This is a genomic window from Hyunsoonleella sp. J2K-J805 (assembly GCF_057167125.1).
This window is the reverse complement of the sequence record NZ_CM169901.1, coordinates 564,521-586,155: the sequence shown is the minus strand read 5'-3', so window position 1 is coordinate 586,155 and position 21,635 is coordinate 564,521. Positions and strand designations below refer to the sequence as shown.

Here is a 21,635-nt window from a genome sequence, read left to right as displayed (position 1 = left end):
GTATATAAAATGAATTTAAACAATGTAGATGTATACAATAGAGTAAGTGAAATAACAGAAACGCCAAATGGATATTTGTTTGATGTAACAGCTCCTGATGCTAAAGAATATTTGGCAAAAGTTCCTAAAAACTTAGAATCCGGAAGTTCTGCTGAAAGACAATTTACTATAACTGCTCGAAATCTAAAGAAAATTGACTCTAAATATATTAATAAAGTAATTGATTCTGGTCGGGATGCGAAATCAGGAGTATATTATATGATTCTTGAGAAAATTCAAGAAGCTAAAACACTTGAAGAGTATGTTACTGAAAATAACGAAGCATCTAAAGCTAATATAAAAAAGACTGCTCAACTTTGGTATTATGCTTGTGAAGGTCTAGATAGAGCAGGACAAAAAAATATTCAACATAAAGATTTACATCCAAAAAACATATTAATTGATAAGGATGGGTTTCCAATTATTATTGATTTTGGAATTTCAATTTTAGAGCATACAATATCGAAAAAGACATCTGTTAGTGAATATAGTATGAAGTTCGCTGCTCCAGAATATATTAATAAACAAGAGAATCGCCTTAAAGCTCGTACTGATATGTATTCATTGTCATTATCAATGATTTACGCCTTATTAGGTCATCAATTGTTTTATGAGATTGAAAATAATGAAGACCGAATTAATAGTGTAATTAATTACTATAAAGATTTACTTTCAGATTGTAGTATAGAAATTTTATCTGAAGTACTTAAAAAGTCTTCAGCTATAAATCCAGACGAAAGATATATGCGTCACTCCATGTTAATGGATGATTTGCTAAAGTTCATTGATAGTATTATTGCAGAACCAGAAAAGCCTTTTTTTATAAAATTTATTGATGAAAATAATGTTAATGCAGTACCTTTTATTCAAGAAATAAATAAAAATGGATTATACATAAGTATAAATGAGAGACTCCATACAGAACATAATTCAATTAATGCAAAATTGGCTTCAGATAATTATTATGTTTTTACTAGTTTTTTATCCAGCGCTAAAAAAAGTCTTGTAGTTGGAGAAGTAAAGCAAAAAGAAAATCTAGAAGGGAATGAACTTAAAGGGCATCAATGGATTCTTGATAATAAAACCCCATTGATTGATCTAACTTATAATGTGATAGATAAAAGTCAATCTGTTAAGACTGATCATTATGATGTCCAAGGATTGCTTGAAAGACTACATCTTGAAGAGAAAGCTACTGCAAAAAGAAATTTACCTCGGATTCCTAGACAGATTTTAAGGGATTATTTAACGCTATTAGAAGCTGAAATAAACCACCTTAAATCTCAGGCATTTAGTATAAATTATTCAAGTTTTAACGTAGTTTCAAAAAATGAGGCAGAATTTAAACTAGTAGTTGATGTGACTACAATTCATGACGTTAAAAGCTTAGTACATCGTTCTCGACAAATTTTTAGAAAAGGTGATACTATCAATCTTTTCATAAAACCAGATCCTAGAACAGATGATAAAGAACAAATAGGGTTTTCAGTTGATTTTAATGAGGAAACAAGTATTCTATCCGTTAGAGAATTTCCAGATACTCGTAAAGATGAAATCCCGTTAAAGGGAACTCTTTATGAAGATACTTCAATGATGGAAATTCAATACAGACGTCAACTTTATGCAATAAAGAATTATATGGCTGGAAAAATCCTGAATAATAATTTAAGGGATTATTTATTTCAGCCTGAAAAACTAAATCAACTTGCAGAAGAATCAGGTTATATTGATATTGAACTTGATGTCATATCATTAGATAAAAATGGTAAACCTGTGAATTTTCAAGAGGCTCAAAAAGATGCTATTTTGAAATCATTGTATAGAAAACCTTTAACAATAATTCAAGGTCCACCTGGAACTGGAAAAACAACTGTAATCGCTGAAATAATACTTCAAATTCTAAAGCGGGATAGACAAGCAAAAATTTTAATCACATCTCAAACTAATTTAGCTGTAGATAATGTCCTCTCAAAAATGAATGGAATCAACGGTGTTAGTTTTATTCGGCTAGGAAAAAATATTGATGATGCAACTATAGCTCTACATTCTTTTGATAAAAAATTAAGCTTTTGGGCTAATAAAACTAAAAGAAAATCTGATAGCTATTTTTCTAAATTAAGAAAAGGATTTGATCAACAAAACACCAATACAAGCCCAGTATTAAATAAGATATTGAAAGAGTCCAATAAGAAACAAGACTGGTCTGTTGCTAAGCGTGAATTAAAAACACTACTTGATAGTCCGTTCTCCAAAGATTATCAAGATTTAAAAGCTTGCCTTGATTCAAGATCTAAGTTTAATGATAAACTGGCAGAATATTTGGGAGAATTTTCATCAAACTTTAATAAACTTAAACTACTGCATGGTAAATGGAAATCCATACTTTCCAATATTGAAAATAGAGATGCATTGAAATCTCGTTTTATAACTAATATTAATATTGTAGGAGCAACTGCTAATCATATCGCTGCGGGAATGTATCGCGATTTTAATTTTGAGTTTGATTATGTGATAATGGATGAGGCTGCAAAGGCAACACCTTCTGAAACCCTCGTTCCGGTTAATATGGCTCAACAAGTTATAATGGTAGGGGATCATTTACAGTTACCACCTCTTGTTACTGCAACCGAAAGCGTTAAAGAACAAGTTGCTAAAAAATTAAATTTAGAAGATGAAAAGATTGATTTTGATAAAATATATTATGACAAGCCTAGCCTTTTTGAAATAATGTTTGATGGAGCACCTGAAGAATTTAAAGAAATGCTTGATTTACAATTTCGAATGCCAGAGCAAATTGGAGATATAATTTCCAATTTGGTCTATGAAAATAAACTTCGTTCAAGTAAATTTAGTGGCAAACCTCATAAATTAAATCTTCAGACGAATTCAACTGTTTTTATGTGCGATACGAGTAAATATCCTAATAGATTTCACGAGAAGGACCCGACAAGTAAATCATCCTATAATAAATGTAATGCTGATGTAATAATTGATATTTTAAAAACGATAGATGGCTATTCAGATTTAATAAATAATGAAGAATATGAGGTTGGTGTTATTACTGGTTATGGTAAGCAAGCTGAATATTTAACAAATCAAATAGATGATATTAAGCTACATAATTTGCGTTTAAAACAAAACTTAACTGTAGCTACGGTTGATAGTTTCCAAGGAGCAGAAAAGGATATCATTATATACGATTTAGTTAGATCAACTAAAGAAAATGATAATTCGGGTCTTGGATTTTTAGAAATGCCCAATAGAATAAATGTAGCCTTTACAAGAGCAACACGATTACTAATAGTAGTTGGTGATGCTAATTTTTTAAAAACGGTAAAACCTAGTAGGAGATGGACAGAAAACAATAATAACAAGCCATTGTTGTTACAAGAGTTTGCACTTCATCTTGAAAAAGAAGGTTTAATTTATAACGACCCAAAAGAGATTTTTTATGCATCAAAATAAAAAAAGGAAGCCTTATAAAAATAATAAACAGCACAAATCAAAGGCTAAAATTAATGTTAGAAAAAAGAATGTGTTAACTAATGTGAGAAAACTTTTTGAGAAATATAAAAATGATTTAGGAGAGGAATATCTTTTAAATGATATTATTGAATTAGCCTATCCAAAAATACAAACTACAATAGATGTGCTTGTCTCAAGTAAGCCTAGTGATGTATTACAAGATTTACATATATTTCTTTTAGACACTATTCAAACTGGATTAAATGAAAAATCTGTTTTATGTAGTTTTCTAGGGATAGAAGAAGATGATTTCATTATCGATGAACTATATCTTTTAATTAAAGAAGGGCTGGTTGATTTAGACGATGAAAGTAATTATAGACTAACTACAAAAGGTCAGCTATTCCTTGAAAATCAAAAATTTATCCCAGAAACTAGTAATGAGAAATTTACTTTTTATGTAGATGGTCTTACTAACGAAATAACGACGAGTACAATTGCGAAAACACATTCTCAAAACAAATTAAAAAGTTTAGTTGATGTAAATCATTCATTTATACAAGAAAACTGGCTTGAGATTAATTCAAAGTTCAGTAAATCTAGTCAAGAAGAAAAAGAGATAATAGAGCTTTCTAATTACAAGCGAAGCATTGTGAAAAAGCCGAGAGCTGTATATGAGAAAATTTATGCTTTGGTTTATTATCCAAAAGAGGAAACTGGAAAAAAAATTCAGATTAAAGCTTACAATAAAACCTTAAGACTATTAAAAAACACTACAGATTCGCTTAATGATCAATTTTCAAAGAATCCTCTGTTATTTGATTTTTCACAGGATGTAGAAACACTTAATGAATTTAAGGATATAATTGAAAAAAGTAAAGCGGCTGATAAACCAAATGATAGATTATCTGGTAAATACAAGGACATCTCAACTTTTGAGCATAAAGAACTTATTTCAGAAGCATTATTAACAGGAGAATCAAGAGTATATATTGAAAGCCCATGGATAAGAAGGGCAACAGGTAATTATATTGAGGCAATGAATACTTTTTTAAAGAAAGGAAATACAGAACTATTTATTGCTTATGGTATTGATTTATCAGACAGAAATAAACCTCATTATGAAACATTTGAAAAAATAAAAGCTTTACAGATTAAGTATCCAAATAGGCTAAAAATATATCACTTACCAACTCATTTTAGTACGAACTTTAATGATCGTAGTGGTACTCATAGAAAAATTCTTATTAAGGATAATGAATTTTATATAAAAGGAAGCTTTAACTGGTTATCTTATGCAGGTGAAAAAGGGAAAAATTATGCTGTTGAAGAAGGAACTCAATTTTTCAATAACGTTGAGGGATTTTGGGAAAAGGTCTTTAAAGACTATAAATTAGATTTTGAACTTAATATTTAATAGTTTGAGATTCGACCTCATAAAATTTTGGTAAAACAATAGGAGAGTGGAGCGTCCATATTTTAGGGGTTTAGTTACTGTTTTTAATGGTTCACCTACGTTTTAAAGCGTTTTCTACAGAAATCTTGGTTAGTTCCAATGTTTCCTAAAATATAGCGAAACGAACCGTATATTGTTTCCAAAATTATATGCAGTCATGATTTTTTTGTTTCTTTTTTTATCCAAGAAAAAAAGATAATAAAATATTTAAAATGTATCTTGTTTTCTATGGATTCTACAACTAAAAAAGCTATAAATTTCATGATTTCAGAGCTTAAAAAAGCTCAGATTAGTGTAACTCAAAAGGAAAATGGGAGAGAAGGAATAGACTATATTATTGATACAAGTAATAATAGCTACAATGTTTATTTTCTAATACTTAATTATGGAACCGAACGAAATATCAAGATTCCAAAACAAGATTTAGGAGATTTAAGCGATAATTTATTTATTGGTTTAGTTCTTTTAATTGATAATGAAACTAAAGTGTCCTATTTAATTCCTTCAAAAGTCTTTTTAAATCCAAATTCGATATTTATAAGCAATGACGTCATGTTAGAACATTTATCTAATTGGGAAATTAGTGTTTCTGCAAATGCAATCCCAGAATTAAGTAAATATGCTTTAGAAAACATGATTTCTATTTTACATAATAATTAACGTAAAGTTCATTTCTTGAAAACTTAAATAGAAGTTCATAACAAAACAAGTGTATAGAAATTTTAAAGCAAGGATTTAAGCGAGGGAAAATTTTATACTCTTGTGGCTAATTTAGCCAAGAATGTCTTAAATTTTTTTATGACGCGTATTTCCACGTTTGCGAGAATTTTAATTGGAATCCAAAACTTAGCTTTTATAATGCGCTGGCATGCGGTTGCAAATTGTGTTTAAAATAAATTGCTAGAGCAATTTGATTTTATAAAACAATCGAGCGCAATGGCAGCGGATATTTTACATAACGGCAAATTATAGTACACATGTGCAGACGATAAGTTTCTTGAGAAATGGGTTTCGCATTCATGAGCTCCTCTAAAAAAATATTAACCTTGCGAATACTCTCGTATTTGAAAATTTCTGGATAATTCGAATGCCTAATTTAATTACAAAACCCAAAGACGAATGTTTCAACACCCACGTTCTAAATATTCTAACAATTACGGATTATTCTGGGATATTTTACATAGTATGAAATTATAGCTACAGTTGGTTTAGCATAGGCGCAAATTAACTTTTACATAATTGCTGTAGATATAAAACACTAGCGTGTTATGATATCTACAATTATGTAAAATGCAAGCATTCGTTAATTTGCTATAAATGTACTATAATTTACATTATGTAAAATAGAATATTTTGTAGCCTGTGCACTACTTCTCGTTTTTCAATAACCATTGTTCTATTTAATTTCAATATTTTTGCTAACGTTCAAACTATGGAAGACTTTTTAGTTGGAGTTATTAGATTTATCGCTAACTTCTTTTTGGATATCCTAATATCCTTTAAAACTAAACATGCTATAATCACAGCATTTCTGCTTCTCATCGTTTGTTTTATCATCGTTTATATATTGCTTAAAAATCATTAAAATGAAACATACAGCCTTATCAAACACTCACGAAGCTCTCGGCGCCAAAATGGTACCTTTTGCAGGTTTTAATATGCCTGTTCAATACGAAGGCGTTACTATAGAACACGAAACAGTACGAAATGCGCTTGGTGTTTTTGATGTTTCGCACATGGGCGAATTTTTAATTGAAGGCCCTAATGCTTTAGAATTAATTCAGAAGGTATCGAGTAACGATGCTTCGAAACTCACCATTGGTAAGGCGCAATATAGCTGCTTACCCAACGATGATGGCGGTATTGTAGATGATTTAATTATTTACCGTGTTAAGGAAGACACTTATTTATTGGTTGTAAACGCCAGTAATATTGAAAAAGATTGGAATTGGATTCAATCTAAAAACAATGTTGGCGCTACCATGCGCAATTTAAGTGCCGATTACTCCCTACTCGCCATTCAAGGTCCAAAAGCTGTGGAAGCAATGCAGTCTTTATCTAGTGTAGATTTGTCCGCTATTAAGTTCTACAATTTTGTGGTGGGTGATTTTGCTGGTATAGACCATGTAATTATTTCGGCTACCGGCTATACGGGTAGCGGTGGTTTTGAGATTTATTGCAAAAACAGTGAAGTACAACAAATTTGGGATAAGGTTTTGGAAGCTGGTGCAGATTTCGGTATCAAACCCATAGGATTGGCAGCACGAGATACACTACGCTTAGAAATGGGCTATTGTCTCTACGGCAATGATATAGACGATACTACTTCTCCCATTGAAGCTGGCCTAGGTTGGATAACCAAATTCACCAAAGAATTCACAAATTCTGAAGCTTTAAAAGCCGAAAAAGAACGCGGATCAGAACGTAAATTAGTCGGTTTTGAGTTAGATGACCGCGGGATTCCACGTCATGGCTACGATATCGTAGATGGTAATGGCAATATCATCGGAAATGTCACTTCTGGCACTATGGCACCATCCTTAGGCAAGGGTATTGGATTAGGCTACGTCCCTCCTATTTTTGCTGACGCTGGCAGTAAAATAAACATTCAAATTAGAAAAAAAGCAGTACCTGCAACCGTTGTTAAACTGCCTTTTTACAAAAATTAATGGATTATCAAGCTATTTTAGAGGATATTTACAGGCAAGTTATGTCTAGAAAAGATCGTGGTATTCCCGCATCCTACATTCCTCAATTAGCGCATGTAGATCCCCGAAATTTCGGATTACACCTTAAATTCAACACTGGCGCATCTTATGGTGTTGGCAAGTATAAAACTGGATTTTCTATTCAAAGTATTTCTAAGGTTTTGGCATTAGCATTGGCTGCTTCCTTTAAAAGCAACGAGATTTTACAACGTGTAGATGTAGAGCCTTCAGGCCATCCTTTCAATCAACAAGCGCTTTTAGAGGTTGAGGGTGGCATTCCGCGAAACCCATTTATCAATTCTGGAGCCATTGTTATCGCTGATATTTTAGTGTCTAATTTAGAGCATCCGAAGAAAGATTTTCTTAATTACGTACGAGATATCATAGGAGATCCTTCTTTGAATTATGATTTAAAAGTAGCGCAGTCTGAAAAAGATACTGGACACAAAAATTATTCAACGGCACATTTATTAAAATCTTTTGGGAATTTAAGTAATGATGTAGATGAGGTTCTAGATTTTTACTTTCATCAATGCTCGCTTCACATGTCTTGTGAGCAGGTTACCAAAGCGTTTTACATGTTTGCCAATAGAGGGAAATGTATATTGAATAAAACACGGTTAACCGAACAAAAAATAAAACGCATCAATGCCATTATGTTAACCTGCGGGTTTTATGATGAAGCAGGAGAATTTGCTTTCGAGGTTGGTTTACCTGGAAAAAGTGGTGTAGGTGGTGGTATTGTAGCACTTTTACCTGACCATTTTGTGATTTCTGTGTGGTCTCCAGGACTTAATAAACGAGGTAATTCTAAATTGGGGATGTTGGCGCTTGAACAATTCACCACAAAAACCCAACTATCTATATTTTAATTTTTGTTTTTTTGCGTTAGACTAGTAATGAAGAACAGAGAAAAACATAGAATTTTAATTTTAGGCGGAAGTGGCTTTTTAGGAAATGCTATTTATGGCGAACTCTGCTCCTATTTTAGAACCTTTGCTACCTATAACACGTCCAACAAACAACTGGAGAAAAACCACCATTTTTTTCAATATAATTTTGAGGAAGACGATATTTATGAAATTTTAGATATCGTTAAACCCACCATAATAATTTCAGCACTTCGGGGCGATTTTTCTAAACAGGTATTATTGCACCAACATCTTGCAGAATATGTATTTTCAAAACAGATAAAGCTTCTCTTTTTATCCTCTGCAAATGTATTTGACGCCTACAGTAAGTATCCAAGCTATGAGCAAGATAAAACCTTGAGCAACAGTGTTTACGGGCATTTCAAAATAAAAATTGAAAACATGCTACTTTGTTTGCCCAAAAAGCAAGTGGCCATTTTAAGATTGCCTATGGTGTTTGGCAATCAGTCACCCAGAATTAATGAAATACTTCAAAATATCAAGGAAAAAACACCTATTGAAATCTTCCCCAATTTGATAATAAATGTTACTACAGACTCTAAGCTTACGCAACAAATCCATTACATCATCAATAGAAATAAATATGGCGTGTTCCATTTGGGAAGTACCGATTTGGTGCATCATGACGAGTTTATAAAAGATATTTTGGCTTCCTTTCGATTGAAATCTAAAGTCGCTTACAAAAGTGTGTATACCACCAACGATGACAGATACTTAGCGGTATTACCAAAGTTTAACAAGTTGCCCAAACACTTACAATCCTTAAGTACGGAATTGCTTAAAGAATTAAATCCGTAGCGTTATATACTATGTTTAAAATTGATTAATTTAGAGGCTGGACTTTAAAAATAAAACAGAATTATGAGCAAACTTTCAGAAAGCGAAATAGAAGCAAAATTATTACGTTTCCCAGATTGGGAGTATTTTGATAATGCCATTAACGCAGAATTTGAATTTGAAAACTTTAAGGATTGTTTCAGTGCCATGAGCCGTATTGCTTTTGAGTGCGAAGCGCTGAACCATCATCCCAATTGGTCTAATGTCTATAATGTATTAACTGTATCGTTATCCACCCATGATGCTGGTGGCGTTACCAACAAAGATTTTAAATTAGCAGAAGCTATTGAAACTATTGTAGAACCTGCTGAGGATTAGTTCCAGTATGTATTGAAATATCCCAATAGATAATTGCTAATGATTAAGAGCTTGCGATAACATCTATTTTTTTAAATTTGTGCCTTAAAAAACGAAAAATTAGCACTGTAAATACTTATAACTTTTAATTGATATAAAAATGGGAAGAGCTTTTGAATTTAGGAAAGCAAGAAAAATGAAACGTTGGTCTGCCATGAGTAAAGCCTTTACCAGAATTGGTAAGGATATAGTTATGGCGGTAAAGGAAGGTGGTCCCGATCCTGATAGTAATTCCCGATTAAGAGCTGTGATACAGAATGCAAAGTCTGTGAACATGCCTAAGGATAATATTGAGCGTGCCATAAAGCGTGCCAGTGATAAAAACCAAGGCGATTATAAAGAAGTTGTGTTTGAGGGATATGCACCCCATGGTATTGCAGTTTTGGTAGAAACCGCAACGGACAACAATACTAGAACTGTGGCTAACGTACGCAGTTATTTTAATAAATGCGATGGTAGCTTAGGTACCTCTGGATCGGTAGTTTTTATGTTTGACCATACCTGCAATTTCAAAATAAAAGGTGAAGCTCTTGATTTAGAAGAATTAGAATTAGAGCTGATTGATTTTGGTGTAGAAGAGATTTTTGAAGATACCGACGAGGATGCGGACGGTAACGAAATTAATAGCGTTATGATTTATGCGCCATTTGAAAGTTTTGGTAAGATTCAAGGGTATCTAGAAGAGAATAATATTGAGATTCTATCATCTGGTTTTGAACGTATTCCGCAAGTCACCAAACCATTATCTGCAGAACAAGCTGCCGATGTTGAAAAACTTTTGGAAAAGCTAGAGGAAGATGACGATGTGCAAAACGTATACCACACAATGGAAGAGACTATGGATTGATTATAGAGCGAAACGAAATTAAAAATCCGAATAACTACTGATTCGGATTTTTTTTATTGTTCTAATATAGATTGAATAGTTTTAGCTCTATGAATTTTCCCTGAGGCAGTTTCTTTAAACTTACGGGTAAATAAAACATCTTTAGGTTTTTCATATTTATCTAAAACATCAAATAATGACGTATTTAAGTCTTTTTCGCCGCCTTCAACAACCATAACAATCTTTTCTCCTAGAGTATCGTCCTTAATACCGTGAATAAAAAATTGTCTACCATCCATTCTATCCTGTAGCTTCTGCTCTATTCTCTCTGGAAACACTTTGATACCTCCTGTATTAATCATATTATCGAAGCGTCCAATCCATTCAAATTGGTTTTCAGAATAGATTTCTACTAAATCGTTTGTTACGATGGTTTCATCTGAAAGTTTTGGGGCTCTAATCACTAAGCACCCTCTATCATCTGCTGCAATTTCTATTCCCGGCAACGTAGTAAAATAGTTGTCTGATGCATCACCAGTAAAATTGTTTAGCTTCTTTACTGCAATATGCGATACGGTTTCCGTCATGCCATACGTCTCATACACTTGTGGCTTCTTATCCTTTATCAAATCTTTAATATGACTTGAAACACGCCCCCCTCCTACGATTACGGTTTTTATCGATTTTAAATATCTTGCAAAGTTCTTTAGCTGCATTGGTGTAAATGCGCAAAAATCATAATCCTTTTCATAGTCTATTCTTGGTAGCGATGATGGCACTACCATATCAACCTCAAGTCCTAAAACTATGGCTCTTACCATCATCATTTTTCCTGCTATAAAGTTGGATGGTAAACAGTTAAGTACTTTTTTTCCAGGTGTTAAATCAAAAAAATCACCTGTAGTAATTGCAGAATTTATCATGGCTTGCTTCTTGATTTTTAAGATTTTTGGCTTGCCGGTAGAACCTGAAGTCTGCACTTTTATATAATCTTTCTTGTCCAACCAATCCAGTAAAAAAAGTCCCAACTGCTGCTGATACGGGTAGCCTTCTTTCACAAAACTGTAGGCTACTTCCATTAAGTCTTCGTGGTTATAGTGAAATCCTTCTAATTTAAACCTGTTGTGTACTTTAGTATAATCGGGCGTCATTGAATAATCTTATTCTTCTAAAATTTTATAATCTTCTTTTGGTGGTTCAACAACTGGTCCAAATAATTTATCCTTCCAGTTGGTCCATTTATAAATCTTAGACAAAATAAATAAAAGAATTGGAAACACTACCAAAACTGGAACAAGTATTTCTGAAATTAGCATTTCTGAGGGATCAGTAATATCTTTCAGCGCACTATCAGTTTGTAATACTGTCCAATCCGTTGTCACCAAAAGTGCGGTGAACAGATTATTTGCAAAGTGAAACCCTAGTGCCAACTCTAAACCATCATCCATAAGTGTAATAATACCTAAAAAGAATCCTGTACCTATATAGTAAACCATAATAATATAGCCCAACTTTTCTACCTCAGGATTAAAAATATGCAACACACCAAAAGCGACGGAAGTAATCACTAACGGCAACCATCTATTTTTTGTTAAGGTGCCAAGAAAATGCATTCCATAGCCTCTAAAGGCATATTCCTCAAAACTGGTTTGCAATGGGAGTAGAAAAATACCAATTACCAAAAGAATTAAAAAAGGCTCTAATTTAAAGTTCCAAACATAGCTTTCCGGAGATATATAATAATAATCTAATAGCAATAGTCCACTGGTTATCCCTCCCCATAAAAAGAAAATAAACCAAAATCGTTTCCAATCGATTTTTGATCTAGAAGTAGTTAAATTTTTAATGGACAACTTGTGCAAGTATTTAGATGATACAAAAACTCCAACAAGTCCTATAGCAAAAGAAATAAGCGTTAAAAACAGAAAAAGGTTGCTTCCCATTAGTTCAACCATTCCAGTAATATCGGTTGGGAAATTTTCAAACCCATCCATATTCAAAAATAGTCCAGTCAATAATGGGACAGACCCTAAAATTTGCCACGCAAAAAATATGATTCCGCCACCAACAATATACCGCCATGCATCTGTTAACCCCTTGTAAGCCTGCTCTATATACATAATTTATAAATTAATGTTCCAATTTTTATGTCTATCATAATGTAATCCACCATGGTTTACGTAAAGTGGCGAATCAAAATTATTTGTAAACAAGCCACCTGTACCCAAACCTTGTGGGAGCTTGTTCCGTTTGGTAAAGGTATATTGAGCTATAGCATTTAAACCAATATTACTCTCCAGAGCGCTTGTTATCCACCAACCAATATTGTTTTTTTCTGCAATAGCTATCCAAGCATCACTCCCGTGATACCCACCTACCAAAGTGGGTTTCAATATAATGTATTGTGGACGAATTGTTTGTAACAATTCTGCTTTTTTTGTTACATCAAAAACACCTATTAACTCTTCGTCAAGGGCGATGGGTAAAGGCGTGATTTCACAAAGTCGGGACATTTCCTCCATTTGACCTTGCTTTATAGGTTGTTCAATGGAATGCAAATCAAAATCGGATAGGATATTTAATTTTTCCAGTGCTTCATCTGCACCAAAAGCCCCATTAGCATCCACCCTAAGCTCAATATCTTTTGAAGTGAATTCTTGTCTTATAGATTTTAATAAGCCCACTTCGGTCTGAAAATCGATAGCGCCTATTTTCATCTTAATGCAATTGAAGCCTGCGTCAATCTTGTCTGCAATTTGCTGTTGCATAAAACTTTTACTACCCATCCAAATTAAGCCATTAATGGGAATAGAAGCCTTTGCGTTTGTAAAGTCTGATGGAAATAATTCGAAAGTATCGTTTGCCTCAAGAGATTTAAATGCCATTTCTAGACCAAACTGAATACTAGGAAATTCATTAAGTCTTGAAATTAAAAATTTTAAGCCTTTATCAATATTTTGGGACGTCCATTTTAGCTTCTCAATAAAATCTGGTCTATCGTCTGCGGATAACCCTTTGAACATACCACACTCTCCTACACCTGTTTTTTCTTCAGAATCAATTTTGATGATCCAGGTGTCTTTGGTTTTCAACACTCCTCTAGAGGTACCGCTGGGTGTTTTAAATTTTAAAATGTGTTTATGGTATCTCGCCCTCATGCTAAGTATAATGTTGTAAAAATAGACAACAAACTATAAAAAGGACAACTTTTAAATTATAAGCTGTCCTTTCGTTTAATAATATTAAAATTGCTTTACATAAAATTTACTTTTCCCGTTTCCATGTCGTAAACCGCTGCAACTATTTTAATTTTGCCTTGTTGTTCAAGGTCCTTCATAACGGGTGATGCAGCTCTTATATCCTCAACTGTTTTTAAAGCATTGTTTTTGATAACATTATTAGTGAAAGCTATATTTTTTGATGACACTTCTCCTGTTTTTTCTGTGATTTCAACAGAAGGTTTAATAGCTTTTAATAAGTTGTCTAGAGCAGTCATATTCATAGCTGCAGCATCTGTATTGTCTATCGCATGTTTTACAGCTCCACAAGCTGTGTGCCCCATAACTATCACAACTTTTGACCCCGCTACAGCAGATGCAAATTCCATAGAGCCTACAATGTCGTTGTTTTCAATGTTGCCAGCGACCCTGGCCACAAATATATCTCCTATACCCAAATCAAAAACATCCTCTACGGGTACCCTACTATCTACGCAGGATAGCACAATAGCTTTTGGATACTGACCGATTGTGGCTTTTCTGCGTTGCTGAGAATGGTCTCTCTTAGTTAAATTATTATTAACAAAGTTTTCATTGCCCTTTTTAAGTCTACCAATGATTTCATCAGGGGTCATGCTAGCCTGCTCTTCTGCAGTAAGTATGCTTTTTACAGGGGTTTCAATACTTAAATTGTCTGATACTGTGTCGGCAGTATTGGTTTTTTTATCCATGTTTTCACAAGAGATAAACATTAAAAACGATAATAGAATTCCCGAAATTTTAAAATTTGTTTTCATAGCGAAAGAATTAAGTGATTATTAAAAATTATGATGGAAGCTAAATTGTAACTGTCCTTTACCCCATGTGGCGGTTTTTTGATTCATCCATCCTAATTGAAAACGTTGCCCTGGGTTTAGAACATACCCTACACCTAAATATGTTCTATTTCTGTCAAAAAGTTCAACCGATGTATTATCGCCTATATCAGTCTGTCCGTTAATAAAAATCTCATTGTAAAGTGCAGCATATATAGCATTTTTTTCAAGCCCTTTTTTATTAAAAGGTATGTTTAAAAACAAATTATAGCGATAGCGCGTTCTAAAATCTTGGCTTTCCACAAAACGCTGCTCGTATCTAAAGCGATGCGTTATTAAAAAACGTTGTCCTAGTATTTGAGAAAATAAAGCCTCTTGGTAAATTCTGTTTTCGCCGCTGGTAACTGCGCTATCACCAAATGTGCCTGTAGTAATATTGGCATATCCTAAGGTGAACATAATACCAGAATCTTTGGGTGTATACGTAACACCAGTTCTAATTAGAAGCTGCTCCAGATCTGCAACAATGTTCCAATTTCTGTGCTGAATATCGCCTTGAATTCCAAAACTATTGTTTTTAAATTGTTTATTGAAAAAATACATATACCATGCTCCTGTAGCAGATTGATCTACTTGTGCATTAGTTATTGATACCAAACAGATCGAAAATAAAATCAATAGTTTTAATTTCATTATTAATAGTGTTAATCATTATTATAAAAGTAATACTATTAATTTAATAATAATAAAAATCTCTATCATACTTTCTTATAGTATCATAGAGATTTTAACTTTCATTGCTTATTTTCTATATATAAATAGATGCCCCTATGTCCAATAGTGTTAAGGACTTAAGTTCTGTATCAAATTTGGCTTTTGCTTTTACTTTATCTATTTCGATGTAACCAAATGTGTCATAATGGTATCCCAAAATTTTATCGCACTTTATAAAATCAGATGCAATAATGGCGTCATCAACACCCATAGTGAAATTATCGCCAATAGGCAAAACTGCCAAATCCAAATCATAGGCTTCACCTATTAGTTTCATATCGTAGGTTAGTGCGGTATCACCAGCAATATAAATTGTTTTCTTACCAGATTGAATAATAAATCCTCCTGGTTGGCCACCATAACTGCCATCAGGGAAAGAAGATGTGTGTATCGCGTTTACATATTTTACTGTGCCAAAATCGAATTGCCATGAGCCACCATGATTCATTGGGTGCCCTTTTAGGCCTTTTTGTTCATAATGTGTAACAATTTCATAGTTGGAAACTATTATACCGCCAGTTCGTTTTGCAATCGTTTCAACATCCAAAGTGTGATCTTGGTGTGCATGCGTAACCAAAATGTAATCTGCTTTTAAGGTTTCTATGTCAATAGATTCCGCTTTTGGATTTCCTGAAATAAAGGGATCTACTATAATATTGAAGTCGCCCATTTCAATTCCTAGGCTTGCGTGTCCGTAAAACGTTATTTTCATATAAAATATCTTTTCAAACTAAATTAATGATTTTAGAAACAACTATAAAATTAATGCTTCAAGGTAGCTAAAGCAGATGTCCAATAGCTAAAAGCACCGCAAGTAAAAAAGTTGAAAGTGCCACTTTTTTTAACTCCGGATCTAAATCCTTTACAAACGTATTTTTTCTAACTTTTTTTACATGTTTTAGGAGGGGAATATATACTAAAAAGTATATTAAATTATAAGGCGATGTGTAATATAATATCCCAAATAAAGCGGAAATAATAATAGCAGAAATAACTAACCAGGAATGATATATTTTGGCTTTTTCCAAGCCTAATTTTACGGCTAACGTCAATTTTCCAGAAATTAAATCGGATTTTACATCCCTCATGTTATTCAAATTGAGAACCGCTACTGATAAAAGTCCTATCGTAATGGCGGGAAGAAAAACAACATGATCCACCTTTTTTGCATAAAGTACATAGCATCCAATAACACTAACAAGCCCGAAAAAAACGAAAACAAACAGGTCACCTAATCCGCGATACCCATAGGCCTTAGTGCCAATCGTATAGCTAACCGCTGCAACTACAGAGCCAATACCTAATACAAAAAAAATCAGGGTTAATTGATAATATTGCGAACCAAAAGCCGTAAAAATTAAAAGAAACGCGAGAACGATGCAGACCAATATATTTAATTTAATACCCTCAAACATTTCATTTGGACTAATTTTACCACTTTGTATGGCACGCTCCGGCCCTATCCTATCATTATCGTCGGTACCTTTTATACCATCGCCATAGTCATTTGCTAAATTTGAAAGCACCTGTAGGCTTATAGTAGTTAAAATTGCTAAAATGAATATGTACCAATCAAAATACCCATTATATTCTGCGAAACTTGATGCGACTACAATACCTGATACTGACAACGGTAATGTTCTTAGACGCATTGCTGAAATCCAAGCTGAAAGATTTTGCATTATGGAATCCATTTTTTATTGAAGTTTGGTTTGCGCTTTTCCAAAAAAGCATTCCGTCCCTCTTTAGCCTCATCGGTCATGTAAGCCAATCGTGTGGCTTCGCCCGCAAAAACTTGTTGTCCTACCATACCATCATCTGTTAGATTCATCGCAAACTTAAGCATTTTGATAGAGGTAGGAGACTTTGCCAAAATTTCTTGTGCCCACTCAAAGGCAGTACTTTCTAATTCGGCATGAGGCACAACGGCGTTTACCATACCCATTTCAAAAGCTTCCTGTGCTGAATAATTTCTACCCAAGAAGAAAATCTCCCTTGCCTTTTTTTGCCCCACCATTTTAGCTAAATACGCCGAACCATAGCCACCATCAAAACTGGTAACATCAGCATCGGTTTGCTTGAAAATGGCATTTTCTTTACTTGCAAGTGTCAAATCACAAACTACATGTAAACTATGTCCACCCCCGACTGCCCATCCAGGAACTACGGCGATAACCGCTTTGGGCATAAACCTTATCAAACGTTGTACTTCGAGAATATTTAAGCGATGATAACCGTCTTCACCTACATAGCCTTGATGTCCCCTAGCCTTTTGGTCTCCTCCACTACAAAATGAATATACACCGTCTTTTGTAGATGGTCCTTCAGCAGACAGCAAAACTACGCCAATTGAAGTATCCTCATTAGCGTCATAAAAAGCATCATAAAGTTCGCTGGTGGTTTTTGGCCTGAATGCGTTTCTTACATTAGGCCTGTTGAATGCAATTCGGGCAACACCTTCACACTTTTTATATGTGATGTCTTCATATTCTTTGGCAACAACCCACTTTGATTCGTTCATATCAATTTATTTTGATCAAAAATAAATTATATTTTTTTATCTAAATAGATTATCAAAATATTTAGCCAATATTTTACGAAAATGTCAGTTTTAACGTATTGTATTTTGAAATTAATAAGATTTTTCATTTTAACAAACATATCAACTCCAAAGTACTGTACTTTGTTAATTTTTAGCTAATTTTGAAAAAGAATTCACATTTAAACCAAAAAATTTGTATTTCATCGAAATTTTATATACTTTCGTCGAGCAGCAAACCCAAGATGCCTATGTTATTTAATATTACTCTTTTTATACTAGCTTTAGTTACCATAAATGCGGCGGTCTTTCTAGTCACACGTTTTATACCAAAAGCTAAACGAGAAATACAGGAAGAATTTAATACTACTGAACAAGCTATTAAGCTAAATCAAGATATCGAAGTGGAAACTGCTTCTCAAGATTTAGCCCCTACCGGAAGCTAGTTTTTCTCACCAATTAATTTCATTTTTATTCGCATCAAGCAACAATTTGTTTGTATTGCTAAAGTGTTTATTTCCAAACCAGTAGCCTCTATTAGCGCTTAAAGGAGAGGGATGACCTGAACTTAAAATTTGATGTTTACCGGTATCAATTAATTTAGCTTTTTGTTTGGCATATCCACCCCAAAGCAAAAAGATAACATCGGTTTTTCTTTTGCTGACGGTTTCGATGACAGCATCTGTAAACGTTTCCCATCCCTTTTTTTGGTGGCTTCCCGCTTGGTGTGCTCTTACTGTTAATGTTGCATTAAGCAATAACACGCCCTGTTTGGCCCAACGCGATAAATCCCCACTCCCAGGGTAGGAAGTCCCTAAATCGTTTTCTATCTCTTTAAAAATATTAATGAGGGATGGCGGATGGGAAATTCCATCATTTACCGAAAAACACAGTCCGTTGGCTTGCCCTGGTCCGTGATAGGGATCCTGACCTATAATTACAACCTTTACATCGTCAAAATGACAATGGTTAAACGCATTAAATATCTCGCTCCCAGGAGGAAAACAGGTATTAGTTTTATACTCATGCCTTACAAAGTCAGCTAAATCTTTAAAATAGGATTTTTCAAATTCCTGCTTTAAATACGGTTTCCAGCTTTCATGAATTTTTACCTCCATTTAGTTTAATATTCTAACTAATAATTCCTTTAACAAATCCCCTTGGGGAACAGCATTAGCACCAACACCTTTGCTCTTCACATCAAAAGTTCTTAGTGTTGAAACTATAGCACTCACCTTTCGCATAGGGTAGTTTCTAGCGGCTGTTACATATTCGTTAACGAAATATGGGTTGATTTTTAGTGCAGACGCTACACTCCTTGGTGTTCTATCCTTAAGTCCATGAAAATGCAAAAGCTGCGAAAAAAAGTTAAACAATAACGACACAGTCACTACCATTGGGTTGTCCTTTGGATTATCTGCAAAATAGTTTACAATTTTATAGGCCTTAACTGCATCCCTATCACCAATAGCTTTGCGCAATTCAAAATTATTATAATCCTTACTAATGCCAATGTTTTTTTCAATTGCTTCTGGTGTAATTTGACTGTTCTTTGGTAAAATAATCTGCAGTTTCTCTAGCTCGTTATTTATTTTACTTAGGTCAGTGCCCAAAAACTCCACTAACATTTGCGCCGCTTTAGGTGTTATAGAATAACCTTTGGGAGAAAGCACACGCCTTATCCAATCAGCTACTTGATTTTCGTAAAGCTTTTTACTTTCATAAATAATACCTGTCTTTTTTAAAGTTTTGTAAAGCGCTTTTCGTTTATCAATTTTTTTATACTTGTAGTTTATCACTAAAATTGTCGTGGTTTGAGGGTTTTCAGCATAAGATGCTAATTTTTCAATAGTACGCGATAGGTCTTGAGCTTCTTTTACAATTACCACTTGATATTCCGCCATCATCGGGTAGCGTTTGGCATTACTTACTATATCTTCAATCGAAACATCCCTACCATATAACACCATTTGATTAAAACCGCGCTCTTCTTCAGTTAAAACGGTTTCTTCAATAAAATCTGAAATTCTATCAATATAGTAAGGCTCCTCTCCCATTAAGAAATAAATAGGTTTAAGGTTTCTGTTTTTTATATCCGTTACTAATTGTTTGACCTCGTCCAAAAAAAGAAAATTTTCAGTGAAAAACTCTTAAAATATTATTACTAATGATACTTTTGCTAGGTGCATAAATTGAATTTCCCAACATATCAGTTTCGATTCAAAAATAGCGAAAATAAAGTTCTGATTTTTGACATTATTCGTAAAAAGTTTGTGGTCTTGCAACCTGAGGAATGGGTGCGCCAAAACTGTATACATTTCTTAATTGAAGATAAAAAGTATCCTAAATCGCTAATTAATGTTGAAAAGGAATTGAAAATTAATGGTTTAAGTAAACGCTATGACATCATCGTCTACAAACCAGACGGCTCAATTCAAATTATTGTAGAATGCAAAGCGCCTAAAATAGAAATAAACCAAAATGTATTTGACCAAATCGCGAGATACAACTTAGTACTTGATGCAGACTACCTGATGGTGACTAATGGATTAAATCATTATTATTGCCAGATGGATGTTGAAAACGAACAATATCAATTTTTAAGGGATATACCTGAGTATAACACATGAATATTGCTGTAGTCATATTAAATTGGAATGGAAAAAAACTCTTAGAACAGTTTTTACCTTCGGTCATTAAACATTCTAACAGTGCTAATATTTATGTGGCCGACAATGCTTCTACGGATGATTCGGTTTTATTTTTAAAATCTAATTTCCCAGAAGTCAAAATCATTCAAAACAGCGAAAATGGAGGGTTTGCAAAAGGCTATAATGATGCTTTAAAACATGTAGATGCTGATATTTTCTGTTTGCTGAATAGTGATATTGAAGTTACTAAAGACTGGTTAGTTCCTGTAAAACAAAGTTTTATTGACAATCCTAAAATTGCTATTGTACAACCTAAAATCTTAGATTTTAAGCGAAAGGATTATTTTGAATATGCGGGTGCAGCAGGAGGCTTTATTGATAAGTTTGGTTATCCATATTGTAGAGGCAGAATTTTTAATACTGTAGAAAAGGATAACGGACAGTACGACGATATCAGTCCTATATTTTGGGCATCAGGCGCCTGTTTGTTTATTAGAAGTAATGTTTATGAAGAACTTGGTGGCTTTGATGAATCATTTTTTGCGCATATGGAAGAAATCGACTTGTGCTGGCGTGCAAAAAATAAGGGTTACGACATCATTTATAACGGCAATTCCGAAGTTTATCACATTGGCGGTGCTACATTAAGCAATACCAATCCTAAAAAAACATTCCTAAATTTTAGAAACAGCCTTTTTGCACTGGTAAAAAATGCTAAGGGTAATGTGGCGTTGTTAGTTTTTATCCGATTAATTTTGGATGGTATAGCAGGCTTAAAGTTTTTACTTGAGTTTAAATTCAGCCATACATTGGCTATTCTAAAGGCGCACTTAAGCTTTTATAACCATATTCATAGTCTTATTCTAAAAAGAAAAGGGATAAAACATAAAACTAAATATTATCAGAAAACATCCATAGTTTGGGCGTATTTCGTAAATAGGAAAAAGTTCTATAAAAGTTTATAACTCGGTTAGTAAAAGTTTTGTTAACAGTTCTAATTTCATCCGTTTTTTGTATA

At 33.5% G+C, this 21,635-nt stretch carries 21 protein-coding genes; 11 read left to right on the top strand and 10 right to left on the bottom strand.

The features are described 5' to 3' along the window. Positions 1 to 9: 9 nt before the first annotated feature. The 8 genes from AC1B0Z_RS02585 to AC1B0Z_RS02550 all read left to right on the top strand — a co-directional run bounded on the left by AC1B0Z_RS02585 (position 10) and on the right by AC1B0Z_RS02550 (position 10,641). A complete protein-coding gene (locus tag AC1B0Z_RS02585) occupies positions 10 to 3,504 on the top strand; it encodes an AAA domain-containing protein (protein WP_483793988.1) in 3,495 nt (1,164 codons plus the stop codon). Continuing rightward, positions 3,491 to 4,921 (top strand): phospholipase D-like domain-containing protein, encoded by a 1,431-nt coding sequence (locus AC1B0Z_RS02580; RefSeq protein WP_483793987.1) that lies wholly within the window; start codon positions 3,491 to 3,493, stop codon positions 4,919 to 4,921. Before AC1B0Z_RS02585 ends, AC1B0Z_RS02580 begins: the two co-directional genes overlap by 14 nt. A gap of 267 nt (positions 4,922 to 5,188) precedes the next feature. After that, on the top strand, positions 5,189 to 5,620 hold the full coding sequence (locus AC1B0Z_RS02575) for a hypothetical protein (protein WP_483793986.1): 432 nt from the start codon (positions 5,189 to 5,191) through the stop codon (positions 5,618 to 5,620). Positions 5,621 to 6,546: 926 nt separating this feature from the next. Continuing rightward, positions 6,547 to 7,629: a glycine cleavage system aminomethyltransferase GcvT gene (gcvT, locus tag AC1B0Z_RS02570; protein WP_483793985.1), complete on the top strand. Its 1,083-nt coding sequence runs from the start codon at positions 6,547 to 6,549 to the stop codon at positions 7,627 to 7,629. Further along, a complete protein-coding gene (locus AC1B0Z_RS02565; RefSeq protein ID WP_483793984.1) occupies positions 7,629 to 8,540 on the top strand; it encodes a glutaminase in 912 nt (303 codons plus the stop codon). The genes gcvT and AC1B0Z_RS02565 overlap by 1 nt, the downstream gene beginning before the upstream one ends. A 27-nt stretch (positions 8,541 to 8,567) precedes the next feature. Continuing rightward, positions 8,568 to 9,398, top strand: a complete 831-nt coding sequence (locus tag AC1B0Z_RS02560) for a sugar nucleotide-binding protein (protein WP_483793983.1) — start codon at positions 8,568 to 8,570, stop codon at positions 9,396 to 9,398. A 63-nt stretch (positions 9,399 to 9,461) separates the two neighbouring features. Beyond that, the gene (locus AC1B0Z_RS02555) at positions 9,462 to 9,755 is read left to right on the top strand and encodes a 4a-hydroxytetrahydrobiopterin dehydratase (RefSeq protein ID WP_483793982.1); all 294 of its coding nucleotides are present in this window, start codon (positions 9,462 to 9,464) and stop codon (positions 9,753 to 9,755) included. Positions 9,756 to 9,894: 139 nt separating this feature from the next. Next, positions 9,895 to 10,641 carry a YebC/PmpR family DNA-binding transcriptional regulator gene (locus tag AC1B0Z_RS02550; RefSeq protein WP_483793981.1) on the top strand — a complete coding sequence of 249 codons (747 nt, stop codon included), beginning with the start codon at positions 9,895 to 9,897 and terminating at the stop codon, positions 10,639 to 10,641. A 53-nt stretch (positions 10,642 to 10,694) separates the two neighbouring features. Here AC1B0Z_RS02550 and AC1B0Z_RS02545 read toward each other — a convergent pair whose 3' ends face one another. The 8 genes from AC1B0Z_RS02545 to AC1B0Z_RS02510 form a co-directional block, all read right to left on the bottom strand. Then, a complete protein-coding gene (locus tag AC1B0Z_RS02545; RefSeq protein ID WP_483793980.1) occupies positions 10,695 to 11,771 on the bottom strand; it encodes an AMP-binding protein in 1,077 nt (358 codons plus the stop codon). A 9-nt stretch (positions 11,772 to 11,780) separates the two neighbouring features. After that, on the bottom strand, positions 11,781 to 12,740 hold the full coding sequence (locus tag AC1B0Z_RS02540) for a lysostaphin resistance A-like protein (protein WP_483793979.1): 960 nt from the start codon (positions 12,738 to 12,740) through the stop codon (positions 11,781 to 11,783). Between the two features lie 3 nt (positions 12,741 to 12,743). Continuing rightward, positions 12,744 to 13,778: an o-succinylbenzoate synthase gene (locus AC1B0Z_RS02535; RefSeq protein ID WP_483793978.1), complete on the bottom strand. Its 1,035-nt coding sequence runs from the start codon at positions 13,776 to 13,778 to the stop codon at positions 12,744 to 12,746. 95 nt (positions 13,779 to 13,873) lie between these two features. Then, entirely contained in the window at positions 13,874 to 14,635 is a 762-nt protein-coding gene (locus AC1B0Z_RS02530) for a carbonic anhydrase family protein (RefSeq protein ID WP_483793977.1), read from the bottom strand. A 21-nt stretch (positions 14,636 to 14,656) separates the two neighbouring features. Beyond that, a complete protein-coding gene (locus AC1B0Z_RS02525) occupies positions 14,657 to 15,346 on the bottom strand; it encodes a DUF2490 domain-containing protein (protein ID WP_483793976.1) in 690 nt (229 codons plus the stop codon). 115 nt (positions 15,347 to 15,461) lie between these two features. Beyond that, positions 15,462 to 16,139 (bottom strand): metal-dependent hydrolase, encoded by a 678-nt coding sequence (locus AC1B0Z_RS02520; RefSeq protein ID WP_483793975.1) that lies wholly within the window; start codon positions 16,137 to 16,139, stop codon positions 15,462 to 15,464. A gap of 67 nt (positions 16,140 to 16,206) precedes the next feature. Continuing rightward, a complete protein-coding gene (gene menA, locus AC1B0Z_RS02515) occupies positions 16,207 to 17,121 on the bottom strand; it encodes a 1,4-dihydroxy-2-naphthoate octaprenyltransferase (protein ID WP_483793974.1) in 915 nt (304 codons plus the stop codon). Next, a complete protein-coding gene (locus tag AC1B0Z_RS02510) occupies positions 17,109 to 17,948 on the bottom strand; it encodes a 1,4-dihydroxy-2-naphthoyl-CoA synthase (RefSeq protein ID WP_483793973.1) in 840 nt (279 codons plus the stop codon). Before AC1B0Z_RS02510 ends, menA begins: the two co-directional genes overlap by 13 nt. A gap of 263 nt (positions 17,949 to 18,211) precedes the next feature. Here AC1B0Z_RS02510 and AC1B0Z_RS02505 point away from each other — a divergent pair, with 263 nt between their 5' ends. After that, positions 18,212 to 18,412, top strand: coding sequence for a hypothetical protein (locus AC1B0Z_RS02505; protein WP_483793972.1), 201 nt, complete (start codon positions 18,212 to 18,214; stop codon positions 18,410 to 18,412). Between the two features lie 6 nt (positions 18,413 to 18,418). Here the strand turns inward: AC1B0Z_RS02505 and AC1B0Z_RS02500 are convergent, their stop codons facing one another. Together AC1B0Z_RS02500 and holA are read right to left on the bottom strand one after the other, a co-directional pair. Beyond that, complete coding sequence (locus tag AC1B0Z_RS02500) at positions 18,419 to 19,084, bottom strand: uracil-DNA glycosylase (RefSeq protein WP_483793971.1); 666 nt, start codon at positions 19,082 to 19,084, stop codon at positions 18,419 to 18,421. Then, on the bottom strand, positions 19,085 to 20,089 hold the full coding sequence (holA, locus tag AC1B0Z_RS02495; protein WP_483793970.1) for a DNA polymerase III subunit delta: 1,005 nt from the start codon (positions 20,087 to 20,089) through the stop codon (positions 19,085 to 19,087). A 60-nt stretch (positions 20,090 to 20,149) separates the two neighbouring features. On the opposite strand from holA, the gene AC1B0Z_RS02490 reads away from it, so the two are divergent. Both AC1B0Z_RS02490 and AC1B0Z_RS02485 read left to right on the top strand, forming a co-directional pair. Then, positions 20,150 to 20,596: a type I restriction enzyme HsdR N-terminal domain-containing protein gene (locus AC1B0Z_RS02490; protein WP_483793969.1), complete on the top strand. Its 447-nt coding sequence runs from the start codon at positions 20,150 to 20,152 to the stop codon at positions 20,594 to 20,596. Continuing rightward, the gene (locus tag AC1B0Z_RS02485) at positions 20,593 to 21,582 is read left to right on the top strand and encodes a glycosyltransferase family 2 protein (RefSeq protein WP_483793968.1); all 990 of its coding nucleotides are present in this window, start codon (positions 20,593 to 20,595) and stop codon (positions 21,580 to 21,582) included. Before AC1B0Z_RS02490 ends, AC1B0Z_RS02485 begins: the two co-directional genes overlap by 4 nt. Positions 21,583 to 21,635: the final 53 nt, after the last annotated feature.